Source organism: Robinsoniella sp. (assembly GCF_034124845.1).
This window is the reverse complement of sequence record NZ_JAWYAJ010000525.1, coordinates 20,453-43,145: the sequence shown is the minus strand read 5'-3', so window position 1 is coordinate 43,145 and position 22,693 is coordinate 20,453. Positions and strand designations below refer to the sequence as shown.

Below are 22,693 nucleotides of genomic sequence, written 5' to 3'. Positions count from 1 at the left end.
AATATTAATTTGGTTAAAATGACCAAGGTGTAGCAATTTTCAAACACGCTCTAGTTTTATATCATTATTCTACGGTAACCGATTTTGCAAGATTTCTTGGTTTATCTACGTCACAGCCTTTGCCCAAGGCTACATAGTAGCCGAACAGCTGCAGCGGAATAATCGCCAGTGAATTAGCAAAATACTGGTTTGTCTTGGGAATGTAGATTACATAGTCCGCTGTTTTTTCTGCATCGGTGTGGTCTGCATTGGTCACAGCCAGAAGAAATGCCCCTCTTGTCTTTACTTCCTGCATATTGCTGATCATTTTTTTATAAAGGTCTTCCTGAGTGAGCACTGCTGCCACCAGGGTTCCTTCTTCGATCAGGGATATGGTGCCATGCTTTAACTCACCTGCCGCATAGGCTTCTGAATGGATATAAGAGATTTCTTTCAGCTTTAAGGAACCTTCCAGTGAAATGGCATAATCTATTCCTCTTCCGATAAAGAACACGTCCTTTGCCGCTATATAACGGTTAGCAAAGCGCTGGATCTTCTCTTTGTTATTCAAAAGCATTTCGATCTGCGCGGGGAGCCTTTTCAGTTCCCTTATATACTCTTCCATCTGGCTTGATGTCACTTTCCCCCTTACCTGGGCAAACTTAAGAGCCAGAAGATAATGTGCAATCAGCTGGGTGCTGTATGCCTTTGTGGTAGCTACTGCTATTTCCGGGCCTGCCCAGGTGTACATCACGTTATCAGCTTCCCTTGCTATGGAGCTCCCCACGACATTGACAATTCCCAGTACCTTAATGCCATGTGCTTTTGCTTCACGCAGAGCTGCCAGAGAATCGGCTGTTTCTCCTGACTGGCTGACGATAATTGCCATGGTATCCGGCTCAAATATAGGATTACGGTAACGGAATTCACTAGCCAGATCCACTTCTACCGGAATCCTCGCCAGGCCTTCAAACACATATTTTGCCGTTACACCGGTGTGATAAGCGGAACCGCAGGCAATAATATAAATTTTACGGATTGCCTTTATTTCTTCATCGGTCATGCCCAGCTCTTCGATTACGATTTCATTTCCTTTAATTCTTGGATTCAGGGTATCAGTAACCGCTTTTGGCTGTTCGTACATTTCTTTTAACATGAAATGCTCATATCCGCCCTTTTCCGCAGCGCTGATATCCCACTGTATTTCTGTGGATTCTTTATCAATCTCTTCTTCATCAATATTGTAGAAGGTCATGCCGTCTTTTGTCAGCATGGCAATTTCTTCGTTCTGAATAAAATAAACATTCCTGGTGTATTTTAACACTGCCGGAACATCAGAAGCGATCAGATTGCCATCTTTGCTGTGTCCCACGATTAAGGGGCTGTCCTTACGAACTGCATAGATTTCACCCGGATGCTCTTTAAACATAATTCCAAGAGCATAGGAGCCCTCTACACGGTGCATAATTTTCGTAATGGCCTCTAACGGGTCACCTTTATAATAATAATCCAGCAGATGGGCTATTACTTCTGTATCTGTCTCTGATAAAAATTCATACCCTTTGGACTGGAGTTTTTTCTTAAGCTTTAAATAATTCTCAATAATTCCATTATGTACAACTACAATAGATGCATCTTTATTAAAATGGGGATGTGCATTTACATCAGAAGGCGAACCATGGGTTGCCCATCTCGTATGTCCAATCCCCGCCATACCCGGCATCGTTGCCCCGCCGTGTGTCAGTTCATCCAGAATCTTCAGACGCCCGGTGGATTTCTTCATTTCAATTGAGGTACCATCATAAACTGCTATTCCAGCAGAATCATAACCACGATATTCCAGTTTTGACAAGCCGTCCAATAAAATTGGGGCTGCCTGACTCTCTCCTATATAACCAACAATTCCACACATAGTTATTCCTCCTCATAATTTGTTTAGAGCATATTTGCAAATTGCTTTTGGCAAGCTGCAAACACACTCTAGAGCGTGTTTTACAATTGCTTTCTGGCAGCTGTACGTTCCAGTTTGTGGGATGGATGTGCCAAATTTAGGACGCGTAGTGGGCTACGCAGACTAAATTAGGCACATTCAGGCCGCAAAGTGGGGCGTGCTGATGGCAAGAATGAATTTTCAAACGCACTCTAACGGTTACTTTGCTTCTGTGTCCAGTAATTAGGGCTCATCGTACATTTTAATATCAGCCATCTGGGCAGCTTCCGGTATCTTTTACCAAAGAAGTATCCCAGATATTTAAATCCGCTTTTCATGACCAGATCGGGGATCAGCCATGGTTTATGGATTTTTATAAGATATGCTGCGGTCTGCTTAACCATTCGCATCCCTTCACTTTCGGAACTTGCCATAGAAAATATCTGGGGATGGTCCGCCTGGGAAACAGCCAGGTCAAAATTGCGTTTAAACTGCATGATATTTCCATAGTTATGGGAATGATATACCATAGCTTCCGCCACATAGGCGATCTCTCTGCCGGATTGAATCATTTTCCCTGCCATAATCATATCTTCATTAAAAATGGTATGCTTTTCAAAACCACCAAGAGCAAGGTACAAATCTCTTCTGTAAGCGGCACACACATTGGAGCAGAAAAAGGTCTTAATCCCCATTGCGGGTAGATTGTCTTTGGATTTAATCACGCTTTTATCCCCGTAATTAAAGGATCTTGTGTAGCACTCAATAATCTTACAGTCCTCATTGGGAAGCTGTCTGGCATATGCCGCCCCTACCAATTTCCGGTCAAATGCTTTTACCAGGGATGAAACCAGAAATTCATCTTTAGGCATGGCATCCTGGGTCATAAACAATAAAATGTCCGTATCAGACATCGTGGCGGCTCTATCTCTAGTGCCGCCATGATTAAATTCCTTTGCAGATAAATGGTGCACTTCCACCCCTGGCATTTTTTCATAAATACCGGCCTCCGGGAAATACTTTTTCTCTGTATTCATAATGCGAATACTATGAATGGGATAGTCCTGTCCGGACAATATCTGCATCAGCTTATGAAATTGTTTTCCCGGCTTATAAGTCGGGATGATTACATCAACTGTATAATTTTTCATAGGTTTATTGAATTCCTGTTTCATTAATGATCTTGTTGCTGATCTCCTGTACGGTATTGGACGGTGTATATCCATCGCTGCCAAATAGGTACGTATGAAGTTCTTTTACATTCTGAGCCAGATTAACAGGTACTACACAGTCACCTGCTGCTATGTTAGCCGGCATCTGTTCGAACGGAAATCCGGTAGTATCGCTCATGTTATAAGCAGCGATGTCTTTTGCAAGGCTTGCCATCTCTGTAACACTTAAACTTGTAGAAATATTATCAAATACACTGTCAATGATTTCATTTAATTTTAATATGTTTGCTGTCTTCGCTTTTTTAAAGATCTGTTCCAGCACGGTTCTCTGACGCTCTGTACGCTTAAAGTCATCACCGGTTGTATAACGGATTCTGCAGTAAGATAATGCCTGTAGGCCATTTAAAGTCTGAAGTCCTGTAGATTCTACGGGTACGATCTCTAATCCCGTAACTTCAGAACCTTCCACCTGATAATTGTTCAGATGCACAATCTCATCTTCCTGAATATCGATTTCCACGCCGCCCAGTGCATTTACCACCTCTGCAACCGCATTAAAGTTAACCGTTACATAGTCGGTGATATCCATATCCAGATTCTTATTAATCATATTCATGGAACGCTTCGGTCCGCCAAACTGGTAACACTCGGTAGCTTTCCGGTATTCGCCGTTGGTATTGTCTAAGTAAGTATCCCGGTAAATGGAAACCAGTTTAATATCTTTGGTTTCGTTATTAATACTTGCAATCATAATAGTATCACTTCTGGAATCCGTTGTGGATGCATCTCTGGAGTCCACTCCAAACAGCGCTATATTCCGATATCCCTTCATGACCGCTGCCTGCTCAGAAGGAATCTCGGAGTTAATGATGATATCCCCTTCTGCAATCTTTTCTGTTTTTAATTTACTGAATTTGGCAGCCACAAATAATCCTACTGCAAGCAGCAGCAGAACAAGAATTTCAATTACAAAAATAACTCTTCTTCTGGTTTTTCTCTTGGATGATTTCCTGTCTTTTCCTCCCGGATATCCACCGGACGGCGCTCCATTTCCCGGACCATTGTAAGGCCCGTTCTGATAAGCACCATTCTGATACTGCCCGTTATACGGTCCATTCTGCTGATACTGCCCATTGTTATATGGTCCGTTGCCCGGTCCGTTATAAGGCCCGTTCTGGTATCCGTTATTCGGTCCGTTGTAGGGTCCGTTCTGGTATGGTCCGTTGTTCGGTCCGTTGTAAGGTCCGTTCTGGTATCCGTTATTCGGTCCGTTATAGGGTCCGTTCTGATATGGGCCATTATACGGGCCGCTCTGATACGGACCATTGTTTGGACGGCCCTGGTTTCTATTCTGGCTTTCGCGGTTTTTCTTTCGATCTGACATTTCATTCCCCTTCTCTAATTAATCTTTAATAGTAACAACTCAGACGAGCTGACCTGTTACTGCAAAAATCCATTCATAATCGCTTGCACGATAGGATTTTTGCACTTCTGAATCACTTTCTTACGGTATGCGCAGTAAATGCGCATACCTGTCTGAACTGTTACCTTTAATATGCATTCTTATTGACAAATCCCTTGAAAATCGTCAAAAAAAGGATTTTAATATCCAATCCCAAAGTCCAGTTTTCAATATAGTACAAGTCATAATCTATACGGCGCCTGATGGAAGTGTCTCCACGGTAACCATTAATCTGTGCCCAACCGGTCATCCCTGGCCGTACCTGATGCTTTATCATATAACGAGGTATTTCCTCTCTGAACTTTTCTACAAATTGCGGCCGCTCCGGCCTTGGACCCACCAGGCTCATGTCGCCTTTCAGGACATTAAAAAGCTGCGGAAGTTCATCAATACTGGTTTTCCGCATAAACTTTCCGATCCCGGTAACACGCGGATCATTTTTTACGGTCCAGGCGCGCTTCTCTGTGTTTGGTTTTTGTACCTCCATGGACCGGAACTTGTACATCATAAATGGCTTATTGTGAAGCCCTACCCTCTCCTGCTTAAAGATGAGAGGCCCCGGAGAAGTCAGTTTAATGACTCCGGTTACGATTAACATGATTGGAGAGAACAAAATGATTGCACAGGTTCCTCCCAGAATATCAACCGCTCTTTTTACCATCATGTTAAATGTATTTGTAAGCGGGACATGCCGGATATTTACAACCGGGAGTCCCAGAAGATCTTCGGTATAGGGTTTGGTGGGAATTATATTATTATAATCCGGTATAAATTTTGTATGGACACCTGACTTTTCACACAGGGAAACAATCCGTTCCAGTTTGTAATATTCATTCAGTCCAAGTGTAATCGCAATCTCATCCAGTCTGTTCTGAGGCAGAATTACCAGCAGATTATCAATCCGCCCGATTACCTTAATTCCTTTATACATGGTTCCGCTTTCCACATTATCATCCAGGATACCTCTAATCAGATAACCCCACTGGGGATTTTCTTTTACCCGGTCCACAAATTCTTCTGCCGCCCGGCTGTATCCAACCAGAATAATATGCTTCAGATTCATTCCCTTTGCCCGCATATTCATTAATACTTTACGTATAAAATAGCGAACCAGAATTTCCATGCCGATGTTCAGGCCATAGAAAATGAAAAGCATCTTTCGCGAAAAGTTGTTTTCATGTATCATATATAAAATAAGTATAAACAGCAACAGTGCAATACTGTTTGCTTTCATGATATTACCAAATTCTAACCGCCTGCCCTGTACCCTTTTTGGAGTATAAAGGCTGAAAGCGTAATAAAGCAGCAGCAATCCCGGTATTAATGGAATCAATGCAGACATGTAAGTTTCCATCGGAAGCTTTCCAATATCCGGATCTTCCAGAATCCAAAACTGAATAAACCATGATGCCACGTAACTGACCGCAATCACACAGCCATCAATTACAACATGAAAGCGATTTAAATACTTTTGATTATCTTTAATCACTCCTATTCACTCCTCGCTTTATCCATACGTTCTATAATACAATATCTCCCTAAAAAGGGCAACTGTCATTTTTCGTTTTGATATCTAACTTTTTTAGAACTTATCTCGTATTTTTCAGACGTTTTATGATATTAATCCACAATTCAATTTGAATTTTAACATAATTCTTAATATTTTTCTTTTTAAATTTAACTTTACTTCCTTTTGCCGCCAGTGCAAAGCCTTTCCAGATTCCCTGTAAATACTCTTTTAAATATCCTTTGCAGCCAAAAAATACTGTTTTCACCAGTATACCCGCAATTAAGAAAGGTATATTGAATAGTATTTGCAGAAAAGGCATGTTTTTATAAACTAAATAAATATTATTTCTGGCTGAGTAGCCGATTTTAAATTCGTTATATCTGGAACCGGTAGTTCCGCTTCCCACATGATGTACGACAGCACCCGGTGCGTATCGATTCTCATACCCTTCAATTCTTGCCCGGTATCCGATATCAATATCTTCCAGATATGCATAATGCATTTCATCAAAATATCCAATCTCTGCAAAGACACTTTTTCGGTATATGGCTGCTGCTGCACAGGATGCAAAAATTCTGCGAGGCTCATCGTACAGGATTGCCGGCATATCTTTTCCCCAGGCAAATGCCCATCCCAAAGCGCAGTAATAATTGCCTCCGTCATCCATCAGCGTGGGGTTATGCATCTGCAGTAATTTCGCCTGGCTGGAAAAACAGCCCGGATGCATTTCCATATCAGCCAGCAGAGCTTCCACAAAATCCGCTTCTGCTTTAGTATCATTGTTCAGCAGTATTACATAAGGGGCCTTTGCCTTCTTAATTCCTGTATTCACCGCTCTGCAGAAACCATAGTTTCTATTTAATACAATACACTTCACTTCCGGATATTTTTCTTTCACATATGAAATACTGCCGTCATCGGACCCGTTATCCACCAGAAGGACCTCAAAGTCTTTCTCCGTCTGCCTGCGCAGTGAATCCAGACATTCATCCAGATAAACCATTCCATTAAAATTTGGTATCACCACTGATACTTTACACATAAACTAGTCCTCATACGCTATTTCCGGCCAGTACGGCAGCGCCGCACTAGTCATTTTTCAATTCATAATTCCAGGTTTTCAAAGAAAAATTAGGATTATAATAAGGATCACCCTGCTTTAGCAGGGATATCCAATGGCTTCTCATATATTCAATCTCCGACTGGAAACGCCTTACTTTCTCCTTGGTATCTTCCGGTCCCCGAGTCTTTGACTCATGATGGTACATCTCCACAAAGGGATCGTAGACCACAAGATAACCGGCTCTTCCCACCTTCAGGCAAAAATCCACATCATTAAAAGCAACCGCCAGTTTCTCTTCAAATCCGCCTGCTTCTTCATAGACAGTGCGCCTAAACATCATACATGCAGCCGTAACTGCGCTTAAATCCTGCTGCAGCCTTGCTTTATGCAGATAGCCGCTATGGCTTCTGGGCAGGCCGGTAAACATACTGCCCGCTATTCCGCCGATTCCCAGGACAATTCCGGCATGCTGAATCGTATCATCGGGATAATAAAGCCTTGCGCCTACTATGCCTACCTCTTCTCTCATTCCATGTCCCAAAAATTCTTCTATCCATCCCGGTGTTATGACCGTAATGTCATTATTCAGGCAGATGATGTACTCGCCTGAAGATTTAGCAATTCCAAAATTATTGATCGCCGAATAATTAAAGCTACATTCCGAGGTATGGCTACATTCCGAGGTATGGCTACATACCTTGTCCCAATATACTACCTGAATCCCTTTTTGTCCATCCAAATTTTTATAAAATGCAAATGTTTTTTCATCTTTACTGTTATTTTCTACAATAATAATCTCATAATTTGGATAAGTTGTCTTTTCCCGGATGGAAGTTAGACAGCTCTTTAGGATCTCCACATGATCTTTGTTTGGAATAATAATAGATACCAGCGGCTTGGATGTCACTTCATAAGTTACCCGGTAAAATCCCATATCTTTCGTATGACTGACGCTGCCTTTTACCCCGCACCGGTTCAGATGCGCTTCTATAGCCCGTTTTCCGGCATCAAAAGCATAAGCTTTGCTGGCAGGATTATCTGCCGTGGACGCCTTGTGGATCCTCCAGTGATAAAGTACCCGGGGAATATGGATGACTTTTCTTGCTCTGCATCCTGCCAACCGGACCGGTATACTTTTATCATTATCCGGTAACAGCTGTTTATTATTACCGCTGCATCCAGACCCTGCATCCTTGCTTGCCTCTTCCATACAGCGGAATACAAAGTCATAGTCCTGTGCACCTTCAAATGCACTGTTTAGTCCACCTGCTTTTTCCACCAGGCTTCTCTTTACCACAAACAAATGGCAGATATAGTTGTTGGATCTTAACAGATCCAGGTTAAAGTCCGGTTTAAAATGAGGCTGGAAATGTTCCGACAAGTCCGAGGTTACTTTGTCTTCATCTGTATAGATAACCTCTGCCTCTTTATTTTTCTGGATTGCCAATGCTACCTCATACAACGCATTTGGTGCCAGAAGGTCATCATGGTCAAATAACGCAAGGAAATCTCCTTTTGCCATGGCAAATGCCGCATTGGTATTATCTGCAATCCCCAGATTCTTTTCCAGTTTCTCATATCGGATTCTGGAATCCTTTTTTATATATTCTGCAATGATCTTACCGGTCTGCAGATCGTCACCGCTGCCGTCAGCAATGCACAATTCCCAGTGGGGATAGCTCTGTTCCAGCACCGACTCAATCATCTGGCGCAGAAACAACTCCGGTGTCCGGTAAACCGGCACCACAACGCTGATTACTACCGGATCCTTCCAGTTTTGTTTTCTCTGCCGTTCCAGTTCTTCGGCTGTGGCTCTATGCCGTTCAAACCAGTCGGAATAGTCCACATCAGAATGTTCAAAACGCTCTGTAAGCTTTACGGTAAATTCTTTGAAACCATAATGCTTCAGATAAAGGCAAGCCTTTTTTATATTATATGGTGAAAGCCGTGCTAACAGCTTTCTCCAGTCAACCTTTGCATGTTTACTCATTTTTGTCCCCATCACTTATTGCAGTCTGACCTGCAATAATATCACTTCCTTTGAAGAAGCGTTTGATTGTTTTTACCACATGTTCCAAATCCTTTTCCTCCAGGCGATAATACATCGGAAGCCGCAACAGGCGTTCACTTTCCGCGGTAGTATAGCGGTCTTCTCCCGAAAACCGTCCAAACCGGATACCTGCAGGCGCCGTATGCAGAGGAATATAATGAAATACACTATGTATGCCATTCTCGTGAAGATAGTCGATTAATCTGCTTCTCACTTCCAGGCTTTCCACTTTAATATAGTACATATGGGCATTGTGTTCAGCATATTCCGGCACCCACGGCTGACGGATATATCCCTGGTCCGCCAGCTCTTTTAAGCCAACCTGGTAATATTCATAACTTTTCATTCTGTCCCTGGTAATTTCATCCGCTATTTCCAGCTGTGCATAGAGATATGCAGCATTCATATCACTTGGCAGATAGGACGATCCATAATTCACCCAGGTATATTTATCAATCTGTCCCCGGAAAAACTTACTCCGATTCGTTCCCTTTTCTCTTAGTATTTCCGCTTTTTCACGATATTCATCCATTTGGAATAAAATTGCTCCGCCTTCTCCCATAGAATAATTTTTCGTCTCATGAAAACTGTAACAGCCAAAATCCCCGATTGTGCCAAGTGCCGTGCCTTTATAATAAGCATCCACGCCCTGTGCCGCGTCTTCAATTACAACCAGATGGTGTTTTCCCGCAATTGCCATAATTTCGTCCATGGCACATGCAACCCCGGCATAATGAACCGGTACAATAGCTTTTGTTTTTTCCGTTATCGCTGCTTCGATCAGCCGTTCGTCCATATTCATAGTTTCGGGCCGAATATCCACAAATACCAGTTTGGCGCCCTGCAGTACAAAAGCATCCGCTGTGGATACAAATGTATATGCCGGCATTATCACCTCGTCTCCCGGCATGATTCCAGCCAGGAAAGCCGCCATTTCAAGTGCATGAGTACAGGATGTGGTGAGCAGTGTATGTTTTACATTAAAACGCTCTTCCATCCACCGTGAACACTGCCTGGTAAACTTTCCGTCTCCGCTGATTTTCTTTGCATCAATCGCTTCTTTTATATAATCCAGTTCTTTTCCTGTAAATGGTGGTACATTAAAATCTATCATTTCACTACTCTTCTTTCTCTGCTTATCCTTATGTTCGTAACAGTTCAGACAAGCTGCCCTGTTACTGCAAAAATCCATTCATAATCGCTAGTGCGATGGGATTTTTGCACTCCTAAATCACTGTCTTACCGTATGCGCAGTCAGTGCGCATACCTGCCTGAACGCTTTCGAATGTTCCATATCAGCATTGAAATAAATATGATACAGCTGATCATGCTTACGATTACACCTGCTTTAAAGAAAGGAGCCTCAAAAACAACTTTGACCTCGTGGCTGCCAGCGGGTGTCTGAAAAGCAATAAATCCATAGTCTGCCCTTTTTATTTCCTGCTTGATTCCATCTAAATATACAGACCACCCTTTTTCAAAAGGAATTGCCAACATCACCATGCCGTCCTCAGGCACTTCTATACTGCCTGTAAGCATGCTGTCCCTTATGGGATCTGTAAATTCAATTTTCGCTTCTTCATTATATGCAATTGCATCCTTGTATCCATATGCTGCCACATTCGTCAGCTTTGCATTCACCTTACCTTCATTAATCTGTATCGTGATCTTTTCAGTCTCTGGCAGAATGTTAAAAGCGATATCTTTCGGTTCATCTTTTCTCACATATACTTTATAATGGCGGTCATCATTGGTAGTGATCTCCACATAGGTGGGGAAATCCACCGTTAATGTAAATTCAAACCTAACTCTCTGATATTTTCCAAATGATGTTTGATTAACCGGAAGATTAATAAAATGCTGGTCATAGGCAGTAATTTCACTCCCGGAGACCTGGCACACCGATGTGTCAATTTTATCATAATCAATCAAATCTGCGGCTTTTTTCTTATTATATTTCTTTAACTGCCCGTCCGATATTCTAATTCCACTGTCAAACTCGCTATCTGGGTCATCTAATACCAGCACCTCTGACAATAACCCCTCCACATCCAGTTGACTGCGTTTGGCTGTAAATTCCTGTTCTTCCATGGTCTTGGTAAAAAATTTGCCAAGGGAAGATGTCTTTTCATTCCGATAAATATAGATGTCTCCCACTTCACGCAAAAACTGATAGCCGTCTACCTTTAAGTCATTGGTCTTTGTCAGGATGTATTTCACATCACAGAGAGCTGCAAGACTGCTGTCATGAACTGCATTTTTAAACTGATAGTGATTAATATCTCCCAGACTATACAGCTGGGGCCATACCCGGTCCACAAATGCTGCTATATTCCCGTTCTGAGTAGAATTATAAGTACTGACTCCATGATAATACTGCGCCAGTGAATCCATACTGTGGGATGCAGACACGAAATCTTTCTCTACCCGGTAAAAGGAAGGATCAATGGATTTTAAATATGCAAGAGCTTCCCCAACCGAAGAATGATAGGTATCTTCAAAATATGACGCGTCATCTTTCTTAACGGTGTCCCGGTTTCTATAGTTCAATGCCGTATCGCTGGTGATGTTAAAGAAAAGCAGTACCGCCAGCATCAGGTAGAGATTCCCGGAGGGCACCTTCCACTTTTTCTGTACAAACAACCAGAGAATCACCGCCATGCCGATTCCGCTTACCAGCATGTAAAAAGCGTTTTCTGCGTAGCCTGCTTCCCCCAGATAAGTATAAGCCTTGCCATATACCGCCAACATTCCAAGGCTGGCTGCTGCAAGCCCCAAAATATTTAACTTTTTCTCCTGAATAATGCGATCCAGCATCATCGCGCTGACCAGTGCAAAAAGCGGCATGAATAAAAAGCTGTGCCTGGAAAATTCATATGAAAACCCATTAAAGACAATGCTGCCGCATTTAAGCCCGATGCACAGAGCAATCAGTGCAACTGCCGCATACTGGGTTATTTTATGCTTTTTATTTGTATTCTGTCTGTGAATGGTAAATAAATACTGGAACAGCAAAATGACAAACAAGGTGGACATAAACAAATGAATGTCTTCATAATAATTTGAAAAGCCACTGTAGGAGTAAGTGGATCCCGACTGCATGTTACTGGAAAACAGATTGTATATTGCGGTCTTATAGTAATCTTTCGGCCATAAACTCACAGACTCCAGCAGACGTTGTGACAGGCTTGTGGTCGCATCCAGTCTTGCACTGGTTCCAAATAGCAGTGCTGCAACCGGGAATAGATTGATCGCTCCCATTCCCACACCCAACAGCATAAAGCAGCCGTCACTGATTAATAACACGATTTTTTCTTTGATTTTTCTGCCATTCAGCTGCACCAGCCGGAAACACAAATAGATACCGCCTCCCAGCAGACACATATAGCCCCAGTATAAGCTTCCAAAAACAATGATGCCACAGACTGCCGCAAGCAGCAGCTTATATTTTTTCCCAACCAGTGTTTTCTCTAAACAGAATAACAGCAGCGGAAAGAACACCACTACTGTTGCAAACTGGTAATGCTGTCCCCATACTACCATGAAACCGCTGAATGCATACATAAATCCAGCAAGCAACTTCCCATATTCCGATAGTGAAAAACAGGATAAATAATAGTATACAGCAATCCCTGCAAGCACGATCTTCAGAATCTGGAAGTAGACCAGATAAGATGCCAGATGCTCCGGCCCAAATACCACGCCCAGCAGGTAAAGCACCATCAGAAAAGGATCCGTCAGATTTAAGCCAAACATATTTACCCCAAATCCGTTATTGAAATCCCACAGTGAGAAACTTCCATTTCGCAAATGATTTACGATGGTATTGTACTGCATCAGATACTGCTGCTTTGTATCAGAACCGATGTCTCCAAAGACAAAGGTTTCATTTCCAAATAGATAACTCTGAAAAACAAGTAGGCAGGCACCTAAAATGATCAGGCTCAGAATTCCTGCCGTCTTAAAACTGCTTGTATTTTTCCCCTGTACCATACGTTCCTCCCTTTATATTGCATGTGCTGTGCCAAAATTGGGGCAGCCGCCAAATTGAAATGACAAAAGCCTGCTGCTGCAATATTGACCGGCATACGATACTGCCACTTAAACTTTCAACGAGAAATCCGCCTTGTCCAGCGATAAATTCACGTTGTAATACGGATCTCCTTTTTCCAGAATATCCGGCCATTTCCGCAGAAATACGTTGGCTTCCCTGTTAAAACGCTGTACTTTATCCGGAGTATCCTCATATCCCCTGGATTTGGATTCATAATGATAAAGCTCTGCATATGGGTTATACACCACTAACTTACCAAGTGACCTGACTTTGAGACAGAAGTCAATGTCATTAAACGCAACCTGAAGTTGCTCGTCAAACCCGCCAGTCTCATCAAACACACTTCTTTTTACCATCATGCATGCCGCTGTTACCGCACTCAAATCAGCAGCACAGATAATTCTGGAAAAATATCCGTTATCTCCCCGTAAACTGCCGATAAACGCATGACCTGCGATTCCGCCAAAGCCAATGATAACACCTGCATGCTGAATGGTATTATCCTCAAAATACAGCCTGGCTCCCACGGCTCCCACATCATCACGTTTACAATAGCCCAGCATTTCTTCCAGGCAGTCTCTATTGATAATCTCCGTGTCATTATTTAAAAACAGCAGGTATTCTCCTTTTGCATGCCGAACACCAAAATTATTGATACCGGAGTAATTAAATACATCTTCCCAGAAGACTACATGCACACACTCATGCTCTGCCTCCAGTCTCCGGTAATATTCAAATGTTTCTTTTTCCGTACTGTTATTTTCCACAATAATAAATTCTATATTGGGATAAGCCGATTTGGTTAAAATAGATTGGACACATTTATCCAGATCAGCAGAATGGTCTTTATTCGGAATAATAATCGAAATCAACGGCTTCTCATCCGGTATGACAAATCTGGTCTTATATAACCCCAGATATTCCCCGTTTGTAACAACTGCTTCGATGCCTACTCTGTCATAATGGGCCTGAACTGCGCGTTTTCCCGCCTCAAATGCATAGAGCTTGCTCTCCGGGTTTTCAGCCGTGGAATCCTTGTGGGCACGCCAATGATAAAGTGCTTTTGGAATATGGCAGATCTCTTTTGCCTGCTCCACACATCTTAAAATAAAGTCATAATCCTGTGCTCCGTCAAATTCCTGCCGCAGACAGCCGACCTGTTTTAAAAGCTCTTTTTTTACAACAAATAAATGGCTGATGTAATTCATACTGCATAGTAAATCTATGTTAAAATCTGATTTGAAATGGGGCTGGAAATATTCTTTTCCATTCATGGTGATTTTATCTTCATCCGTATAGAGCACGTCAATACGGGAATTTTCATTTATCGCTTTTATACACTCAAACAGTGCATTTGGCGCCAGCAGATCATCATGGTCTGCAAACGCAATATAATTGCCCGTTGCAATCTGAATTGCACAATTGGTATTTTCTGAAATCTGCATCTGCCTTTTTGTATAGATTACCTTAATTCTGGAATCCTTTTTCTGCAATTCATTCAATGTCTCGGTAAGAGGCGAATCCTCCCCGCTGCCATCGGAAAGACATAATTCAAAATTTTCGTAAGTCTGATTTTGCACGGATTCCACAAATTCTTTCAAATAGGGAATCGGTGTCTTATATAATGGAACCACTATACTGATCAGCGGTCTTAGCTCGAACTTGGTACGTCTTTGTTCCTCTAATTCCTCTCTGGAAATCAGGTGTTTCTTCCGCCATTTTCCATAGTTCTCTTCGATATGCAGATCCACACGCATTACTTTTTCTATTGTGCGCTTAATAGCACGCTCCAGGCCGTTTCGTTTCAGATATGCCATGCCTTTCGTAAAATAAGAAGGCTGTCCTGCCTTTCCGGCAGCGGAAGAACCCACCGTATAGCCGGACTGAAGTCCACATGCCGATACCGTGATCTTTACCTTTGCGGTGGCAGGCTTCTGATATTCTATCTGGAAGCCTGCCTGACTGCAGAGCTGCCCCTCCGGAAAATTACCAGCTAAATCCACACGCTGGTGGTATTTTATTTCTGCTTCTATCTTGGCGCCTTTTTTGTCCTGTACTTTAATTTGACAAGGCTCTTTCGATGCCGCCCATCCGCTGACGGACATTTTGCCTCCGGAACCTTCGCTGATGGCATCGATACAGAAGTTTACTTCCTTTTGCTGTTTTAAAAGATTGGAAGCCGGAAGCCGGTAAATCTGCTTCTGTTCCTCTTCCACCTTTTGGAATACGGATAATTTCTTATAGGAACCGATTTCTTTCGGAAGTTTAATCCATATAAAATATTCCCGGTCAATCTCCAGCCCCTTAGCCAGATATTTTTTCCGCACCTCTATCCCCGATAAGTCCGTTATTTTCACGGGAAGCCGCTCCCGGTCCATATATGCAAAAATATTCTTACCGGTGATTTCATCTCCTTCACAAATTCCCTGCAATACATAGCAGTCCCTGTGTTCCAGATGAAATCTGGCTATCTGTACATTAAATAATCTGTCCATCCGTATCCTCCTAAATTCATTACCGCATACTGCCGCTTACCAAAGGGTAAACGGCGCGCGGTTTACTGAGAAGTTCTCATTGTAATAAGGATCCCCTGCATCTACAACAGGTCCCCATACAGAACGGAACTTCTCTACCTCTCTCTGGAAACGCTCCTGTTTTTCCGGCGTATCCTCGTAGCCTCTGGATTTGGATTCGTAATGATGCCATAGAGAAAAAGCATTATAAACGATCAGATACTTTTTCTCCCGTACTTTCATACAGAATTCCACGTCATTTAACGCTACGGCAAAATCTTCATTAAAACATCCTACTTCTTCGAATACCTCGCGGCGAACCATCATACATGCAGCCGTTACCGCACTGTAATTACAGTTAATAACAGGCCGGAGCATAAATCCAAGATCATCCTTCCCGATTCCGGAAAAGACATGTCCTGCAAATCCTCCAAATCCCAGTACAATGCCGGCGTGCTGAACTGTATCATCCGCAAACAGCAATTTCGCACCAACGCATCCGACTTCTTTTCGCATACAGCAGCCCAGCATTTCCCGAATGCCGTCCTCGCTGATTAATTCCGTATCATTGTTTAAAAACAGCAGATAATCCCCTTTTGCATGCTTTACACCAAAGTTATTGATGGCTGAATAATTAAAACCACTTTCCCAGGTAACCACATGGACATTTTGAAACTCCTGCTGCAGTTTCTCATAGTAGGAGAAAGTCTCTTTCTTTTCACTGTTATTTTCCACAATAATAAATTCAATATTTTTATAATTGCTCCGATCCTGGATAGAGCGCACGCAAAGATCCAGGTCTTTGCTATGGTCTTTATTTGGAATAATGATAGAAACCAGGGGATCTCCCGGCGTATGGTATTTTACATGGTTCATTCCCCAGAGATCCATTCTTTCCACATCCGCTTTTACACCAACACGTTTCAGATGTTCCTCTATGGCTTTTCTTCCCGCTTCGTATGCATACATTTTGCTTTCCGGATTCTCAGCGGTGGAATTGCTGTGCATTCTCCAATAATATAAAATTTTAGGCACATGCTTAATCACCTTTGCCTTTTCGATACAACGGAACATCAGATCATAGTCCTGGGCACCGTCAAATTCTTTTCGAAATCCGCCCACTTCATGGAAAATCGTACTTTTTACAACAAAAAGATGGGTGATATAATTATGGGAACGCAGCAGATCCAGACTAAAGTCCGGCTTCAGATTGGGATCCATGTGTTCGGATAGATCTGCATTCACCTTATCTTCATCCGAATAAACGATATCCGTCTTCTTATCCTGCAGTGCCTGCACCATTTCACTCAGAGCGTTCGGTGCCAGGACATCATCATGATCCAGAAGCGCAATATAATCACCGGTCGCCAGTGGAACCGCACCATTGGTATTCTCGGAAATGCCCTTATTGCTGTCCAGCAGAACATATTTAATTCTGGGATCCTTTTTCGCATAGGACTCTAAAGCTTCTTCCAGTTCTTTATTCCCGCAGCTGCCGTCTGCAATACACAATTCCCATTTTCCATAGGTCTGTGACTGAACGGAACCGATCATCTCATGGAGATACTTCAGCGGTGTATGATATGTGGGAACTAAAATGCTGATCACCGGCTCATAGATAAACTGATGCTTTCTCTGGTTCTCTAACTGTGCCACCGTAGGAAGCTGTGCTTCAAACCAGTTCTGGTATGGGGTTTTCGGTTTTACCACTTGCGTATCCGGCTTTTGCGGCATCATCTGTTTTGCCTTGAACTTGGCATAGTTTCGCGCTGTACGCATTTTTTCCATCGCCTGGAAGCCTTTTGTCTGTTTCAGGGCATACAGCTGATTCTGCAGTTCTTTTCCCTTATCATGATAGTTCCTTGCTTTCTCCCGCAATGTCACCAATTCTTTTCTCTGGGCCGCCAGATTTTTAACCAGTTCCCGTTCATCCAGAATATCAATATGTCCCTGAATTGTAATAGTATGAAGTTCTTTAAAATTTCCATGGATCATATACGCAGGATCATAATCCCAGAAAACATCCCCGTCCCCCTGACAAAATCCATTGATCGGCTCAATCTGTGTCATACACTCCGAAATAACTTTGTCAATTCTGCAGCGGCAGATTTCCCGTTCCAGCGGGTCCCATCGAAGAGCTCTGATGTCACCCGGATTCTCTATCTTAAAAGTAACTGAAAAACAGCCGTCTTTATCTAAATATAACTTCTGATGTTCGGACCGGTCTTCAGAAAAGACTTCTCCCCCCGCATAATATAGGGTACTTACAAACTTCGTCTTAGGATGATAATTCACTCCCAGCCCATCACCTCTCAGGTCAATAAATCCCTGGGAGATAGAGCTGTACATCTCACGAATTGGCACATGTCCCCGTACTACATAATCCTGAAAAGATTTTTCCATTTCCAGATAGACCGGTATCAGATCGGGAGAGATCCCTTCCTCCTGAAAATAAGGTGCCAGATCGTGCTTCGATATATCTTCATTACCGTGTAGAAAATAGTGAATAACACGGAAAATTACAAAGTCAACCGGAATAGGAAAGTCAAAGGTCCATTCATAATCGATCAGATTCCAGCCTTTGCCCACCAAAATATTGCCCAGTACCATGTCTATATCCGATACCGGCATGGAATACAGGTCTTTTGGAAGATTTGGCGCACCAAAAATTTCTCTGAATTCATCCGTCATTTTAAAAGGCTCTGTAGCACTCTCACGAATAATTTCAATATAGATATTCAGATACTTCATGGCTTTTTCTTTCTTGCCGGACTGCCACAGATGATGCAGACCCTCTTCTAAAGTATACATCCCCTCCAGATATTCCAGTTCTACACCTTCTTCTGTCAATGCACAGTGATTAACCGAAATCTTTGTGCCCTGAAACATACTGGACAGTTCATCGTACCATCTCTTTATATTATTGACATGAGAAATTCCCTCTTCATAACAGGGTACCTTCCGGACTGTCTTTTTCTTATGTTCGTCAATCAGGATATCTGTACGAATATCAAATGCTTTACTTCGTTCATTTGAAAATTTGGAATATACCACTTTTTTCATAATAATTTTTTGTTCCTTTCTGGAGCGTATCTGTTCAAACACGCTCTAAGATCGCCAGGTATGAATTGGAATACAGCGGAAACAAGCGGCTGTCTATCAAAGAATCAAACACTTTTTCCTCATCGAATAATAGAAGCCTCTCTCTGTCAAAATTCCAGATATTTTTATTTAATTCTCCCTTTTTGGGAAGATATTCATCTGAATAAATCGTCATTGGAAGCTTGTAGTCCGGGTATGGATAATAGAAATCCACATTTGCAAAGCCGGCCTCTTTAAAGATATCTTCCAGTTCCGGTTTGGAAAAAGTATGCACGCCGCTGGTATTCGGATAATTTTCCAATCCTTCAAAATAGGTTCCCACATGATCTTCCCTGCAGCCTGCCCAGTATTTCAGCCCCAGCCGGTTTTCAATGGCAATAATCAGTTTCCCCTGGGGTTTTAAATGAGTTCCGATTAAACGTAAAAACTCGGTATATGGTTCATCTGTTCCAATATATCCTTCCGCATATTCAAAGACACCAATTAATGTGATATAATCAAACTTCTTATCCAGACTCTTCTCAATGTCTGCGAAGTTCCCTACACATATGTTAATATTGTCATAATTCCGGTTGCGGTTCGCATTGATCAGGCTTCTCTTTTTCGACAGTTCGATGCAGGTAACCTCTTTTACCCTGCGTGCGAGCGCACCGGTGATCGCTCCGCAGCCGGAGCCGATTTCCAGTACCTCTGCCTGTTTTTGAAACGGGAACCAGTCAATGATGTTCTGTCTGATATGAGACATGTGGTATAACACTGACCAGTCCCGGCTGTCTGCAATCACCTGATTTAATTCCTCTTCTTCATAACGGCTTGCTATTTCCAGAAGCATATCTTCAATTTTGCCGTCGCTGTACAAATCTTCGCCTGGATAGTATTTATAATCCAGCCGGACTTTTCCCACCTGTTCCTCCATTGTCAATCCTTTTCCTTTCCCCGTATTGGAAATGCCGAACTATTGTGCTAAACAGGCACTAGTTCAGTAACGCAACTTTCGAATTCGCATCATAGAAACCAACGGTATTCTTGGTTGATACGATCGTCAAATTGCATACCTCATATAACCTGTGATGTACAACAAAATCCACCTGGTCATAGCCGGTGCATCCAAGTGAGAGCATATACTCTCCTCCCTGCATATCCATGCGCTGTGTAAATGCTATTTCCTGATATTCTCCCGGTCCTTTGCTCTGTACATTCACTTTTTCAAACAAACTGTTGGTACCGGTTACGTCTGTTCCTTTCAGGTCAGTAATCGTAAATGCATAAATTGGATCATTAATCTTATCATGAAACTTCACACGCATCTTTATGGTGCATGTGCTTCCTTTTTCAATGGTGTTGCTGGACAATCCTTTTTCATCTATAATATTGAATCCGATAATTTCAGCTTTCTTATCTCCATATTCGTTAATATGGGGATTTACATCGAAGGACGGACTCCATTCTTCCTGGTTCTCTATATCCGCTGCCAGGACAGTTTTTTTCTCCGGTACGACTTCCGTCAGCTTCCCCTGGTCATCCAAATCCAGTTGGTTAACCAGAACCTTCTTATACATGTCCACCATCTGTTTCGGCACGCCTTCCGCCAGCTTCTTTCCCTTATTCAAGAGAATTACACGGTCACAGTACTTACTGATACTGCTCAGGTCGTGGCTTACCAGAAGAATCGTCTTTCCCATCTTCTTAAAGTCCTCGAACTTGCGGTAACACTTTGTCTGGAAAAACACGTCTCCAACAGAGAGCGCTTCATCCACAATCAAAATCTCCGGTTCTATATTAATCGCAACTGCAAATGCCAGGCGGACAAACATACCGCTGGAATAAGTCTTCACCGGCTGGTATATAAATTCCCCAATATCAGCAAATTCCAGGATATCGTCAATCTTTTTTTCAATCTCTTCTCTTGTGAAGCCAATCATGGTTCCATTCAGATATATATTTTCAATTCCGGTGTATTCCATATTGAAACCCGCTCCCAACTCTAACAGTGCTGAAATTCTGCCGTTCACCGTCAGATTTCCGCCGGTGGGATTCAATACACCTGTAATAATCTTTAAAATCGTAGACTTCCCGGAACCATTGGTTCCGATAATGCCAATCGTCTCACCTTTTTTTACATCAAAGCTGACATGCTGCAGTGCATAGTGATCTCTGGAAAGAACTTTGTTCCTGCTAAGGCCCAATGATTCCTTCAACCGGTCGGTAGGCTTGTCATACAACTTATATATTTTCGTAAGGTCTTCTACCTTAATCGCTATCTCATCCATTCATTCTACCTCTTCCTACAAAACATCTGCAAAATGTACCTTTAATTTTCTAAATAGTTTGGCACCTATAAAGAATAAAACTGCCGTAAAAACCCAGAAATAAAGTGTCTGCCAGGGATGATTCCAAAAGCCCACTTTATCGATTAATGACTCACGGTAGCCAAATACAATATAATACATCGGGTTCAGTTTAAATACTACTGCCAGGATCCCGGTAATCTTCAGGTCTTCAAAATTCCACATAATAGGCGTCATCCAGACACCTACCTGCAGGATAATATTGATAATCTGGGTTAAATCCCTGAAAAAAATTACAATTGCACTGGTAACATAGGACAGCGCCAATACCATCACAAACATGCAAAATGAATAATAAATAATCTGCAATGCATAAAGGGTTGGATAATGCCCGGACACCGTATACATAACAAGAACTACTACAATAAAAAACAAATGTACAAACAGTGCCGATATTACTTTTACCACCGGAAGAATACTGATTTTAAAAACTACTTTTTTAACCAGATAACTATACTCGATAAAAGCATTCGTCCCATTGTTCAGCCCTTCTGAAAAGAAAAACCAGGGAACCAGACCTGCAACCAGCCACAATACAAAGGGCACGTCCCGAACCGGACCGGACCTTAATTTAGAAAATACAAACGAATAGACAAGAACGGTTACAATGGGCTGGACAAATGCCCAGATAATCCCAAGATACGAACCTGCAAATCTCGTTTTGAAATCATTTTTTGCCAGCTGCATAATCAGTTTACGGTTATGGTACAGCTCTGACGGCAGGGAAATTATTCTACTTAACATTTAACTACCTCTATTATTTCTTCAGTGTCGCAATGCCGCCCCACTTCTGATCTTTATCAGAAATGATAAGCTGCATATCAGCTGGGATCGGCCATTTTACTCCTATTTCAGGATCGTTCCATGCCAGTCCGCCTTCATCATTCGGATGATAAAAATCCGTACACTTATAAGCAAATTCCGCGGTATCAGACAATACTACAAAGCCGTGTGCAAAATTTTTCGGAATAAAAAATTGTTTTTTATTTTCCGCTGAGAGTACCACACCAAACCATTTTCCATAAGTTTTGGAGCCTTCCCTCAAATCCACGGCAACATCAAATACTTCACCGGAAACGACCCGGACTAATTTATCCTGTGGGAAATTAATCTGGAAATGAAGTCCACGCAGTACGCCTTTTTTAGACATCGACTGATTATCCTGGACAAACTCCATATCAATCCCTGCTTCTTTATAGTCATTATAATTATATGTTTCCATAAAATAACCGCGTTCATCACCGAAAACGGCAGGTGTTACCACTTTTAAACCTTCTATTTCACATGTCTCTACTGTAATCTTACCCATTATTTTACCCATTTTAACTGCAGGATTGCCTGCAATACTGCCACATTCAAACAAGCCGAAAGAATCACCGTGGCTTCCTTTCTGTATCATCATTTTCTTTCAGCCTTTAAAAGTCATTTCCTTTTACACATAACCTCTATCATCTACTCTTATCATAAGATTTAAATCATTAAAAGCTCTGATCCGGACAGCTCTGCTGAA

At 42.2% G+C, this 22,693-nt stretch carries 14 protein-coding genes; all 14 read right to left on the bottom strand.

All coding sequences use genetic code 11. The features are described from left to right. Positions 1-64: 64 nt before the first annotated feature. The 14 genes from glmS to rfbC all read right to left on the bottom strand — a co-directional run bounded on the left by glmS (position 65) and on the right by rfbC (position 22,492). Positions 65-1,891, bottom strand: coding sequence for a glutamine--fructose-6-phosphate transaminase (isomerizing) (gene glmS / locus ACH2DQ_RS26235; RefSeq protein ID WP_394913488.1), 1,827 nt, complete (start codon positions 1,889-1,891; stop codon positions 65-67). A 230-nt stretch (positions 1,892-2,121) separates the two neighbouring features. Next, positions 2,122-3,060 carry a glycosyltransferase family 2 protein gene (locus ACH2DQ_RS26230; RefSeq protein WP_394913489.1) on the bottom strand — a complete coding sequence of 313 codons (939 nt, stop codon included), beginning with the start codon at positions 3,058-3,060 and terminating at the stop codon, positions 2,122-2,124. 4 nt (positions 3,061-3,064) lie between these two features. After that, complete coding sequence (locus ACH2DQ_RS26225) at positions 3,065-4,465, bottom strand: LCP family protein (RefSeq protein WP_395028648.1); 1,401 nt, start codon at positions 4,463-4,465, stop codon at positions 3,065-3,067. 166 nt (positions 4,466-4,631) lie between these two features. Beyond that, positions 4,632-6,032, bottom strand: a complete 1,401-nt coding sequence (locus ACH2DQ_RS26220) for an undecaprenyl-phosphate glucose phosphotransferase (protein ID WP_394913491.1) — start codon at positions 6,030-6,032, stop codon at positions 4,632-4,634. Positions 6,033-6,132: 100 nt separating this feature from the next. Continuing rightward, on the bottom strand, positions 6,133-7,095 hold the full coding sequence (locus tag ACH2DQ_RS26215) for a glycosyltransferase family 2 protein (protein ID WP_394913492.1): 963 nt from the start codon (positions 7,093-7,095) through the stop codon (positions 6,133-6,135). A gap of 46 nt (positions 7,096-7,141) precedes the next feature. Continuing rightward, positions 7,142-9,118 (bottom strand): glycosyltransferase, encoded by a 1,977-nt coding sequence (locus ACH2DQ_RS26210; RefSeq protein ID WP_394913603.1) that lies wholly within the window; start codon positions 9,116-9,118, stop codon positions 7,142-7,144. Further along, complete coding sequence (rffA, locus tag ACH2DQ_RS26205; protein ID WP_394913493.1) at positions 9,099-10,280, bottom strand: dTDP-4-amino-4,6-dideoxygalactose transaminase; 1,182 nt, start codon at positions 10,278-10,280, stop codon at positions 9,099-9,101. The genes ACH2DQ_RS26210 and rffA overlap by 20 nt, the downstream gene beginning before the upstream one ends. Before the next feature lie 140 nt (positions 10,281-10,420). Then, positions 10,421-13,159 (bottom strand): YfhO family protein, encoded by a 2,739-nt coding sequence (locus ACH2DQ_RS26200; RefSeq protein WP_394913494.1) that lies wholly within the window; start codon positions 13,157-13,159, stop codon positions 10,421-10,423. 108 nt (positions 13,160-13,267) lie between these two features. After that, positions 13,268-15,715: a glycosyltransferase gene (locus ACH2DQ_RS26195; protein ID WP_394913495.1), complete on the bottom strand. Its 2,448-nt coding sequence runs from the start codon at positions 15,713-15,715 to the stop codon at positions 13,268-13,270. Between the two features lie 36 nt (positions 15,716-15,751). Next, on the bottom strand, positions 15,752-18,796 hold the full coding sequence (locus ACH2DQ_RS26190; protein ID WP_394913496.1) for a glycosyltransferase family 2 protein: 3,045 nt from the start codon (positions 18,794-18,796) through the stop codon (positions 15,752-15,754). Between the two features lie 34 nt (positions 18,797-18,830). Further along, positions 18,831-19,751: a class I SAM-dependent methyltransferase gene (locus ACH2DQ_RS26185; protein WP_394913497.1), complete on the bottom strand. Its 921-nt coding sequence runs from the start codon at positions 19,749-19,751 to the stop codon at positions 18,831-18,833. Between the two features lie 58 nt (positions 19,752-19,809). Beyond that, positions 19,810-21,105 (bottom strand): ABC transporter ATP-binding protein, encoded by a 1,296-nt coding sequence (locus tag ACH2DQ_RS26180; RefSeq protein ID WP_394913498.1) that lies wholly within the window; start codon positions 21,103-21,105, stop codon positions 19,810-19,812. 15 nt (positions 21,106-21,120) lie between these two features. Then, the gene (locus ACH2DQ_RS26175) at positions 21,121-21,927 is read right to left on the bottom strand and encodes an ABC transporter permease (RefSeq protein ID WP_394913499.1); all 807 of its coding nucleotides are present in this window, start codon (positions 21,925-21,927) and stop codon (positions 21,121-21,123) included. A 13-nt stretch (positions 21,928-21,940) separates the two neighbouring features. Then, positions 21,941-22,492, bottom strand: a complete 552-nt coding sequence (gene rfbC / locus ACH2DQ_RS26170) for a dTDP-4-dehydrorhamnose 3,5-epimerase (RefSeq protein ID WP_394913604.1) — start codon at positions 22,490-22,492, stop codon at positions 21,941-21,943. Positions 22,493-22,693 lie beyond the last annotated feature (201 nt).

Excerpts from the sequence above, each read along its gene's own strand:
- glmS (WP_394913488.1), bottom strand. The coding sequence starts at position 1,891 with ATGTGTGGAATTGTTGGTTATATAGGAGAGAGTCAGGCAGCCCCAATT.
- ACH2DQ_RS26230 (WP_394913489.1), bottom strand. The coding sequence starts at position 3,060 with ATGAAAAATTATACAGTTGATGTAATCATCCCGACTTATAAGCCGGGA.
- ACH2DQ_RS26225 (WP_395028648.1), bottom strand. The coding sequence starts at position 4,465 with ATGTCAGATCGAAAGAAAAACCGCGAAAGCCAGAATAGAAACCAGGGC.
- ACH2DQ_RS26215 (WP_394913492.1), bottom strand. The coding sequence starts at position 7,095 with ATGTGTAAAGTATCAGTGGTGATACCAAATTTTAATGGAATGGTTTAT.
- ACH2DQ_RS26210 (WP_394913603.1), bottom strand. The coding sequence starts at position 9,118 with ATGGGGACAAAAATGAGTAAACATGCAAAGGTTGACTGGAGAAAGCTG.
- rffA (WP_394913493.1), bottom strand. The coding sequence starts at position 10,280 with ATGATAGATTTTAATGTACCACCATTTACAGGAAAAGAACTGGATTAT.
- ACH2DQ_RS26200 (WP_394913494.1), bottom strand. The coding sequence starts at position 13,159 with ATGGTACAGGGGAAAAATACAAGCAGTTTTAAGACGGCAGGAATTCTG.
- ACH2DQ_RS26195 (WP_394913495.1), bottom strand. The coding sequence starts at position 15,715 with ATGGACAGATTATTTAATGTACAGATAGCCAGATTTCATCTGGAACAC.
- ACH2DQ_RS26190 (WP_394913496.1), bottom strand. The coding sequence starts at position 18,796 with ATGAAAAAAGTGGTATATTCCAAATTTTCAAATGAACGAAGTAAAGCA.
- ACH2DQ_RS26185 (WP_394913497.1), bottom strand. The coding sequence starts at position 19,751 with ATGGAGGAACAGGTGGGAAAAGTCCGGCTGGATTATAAATACTATCCA.
- ACH2DQ_RS26180 (WP_394913498.1), bottom strand. The coding sequence starts at position 21,105 with ATGGATGAGATAGCGATTAAGGTAGAAGACCTTACGAAAATATATAAG.
- ACH2DQ_RS26175 (WP_394913499.1), bottom strand. The coding sequence starts at position 21,927 with ATGTTAAGTAGAATAATTTCCCTGCCGTCAGAGCTGTACCATAACCGT.
- rfbC (WP_394913604.1), bottom strand. The coding sequence starts at position 22,492 with ATGGGTAAGATTACAGTAGAGACATGTGAAATAGAAGGTTTAAAAGTG.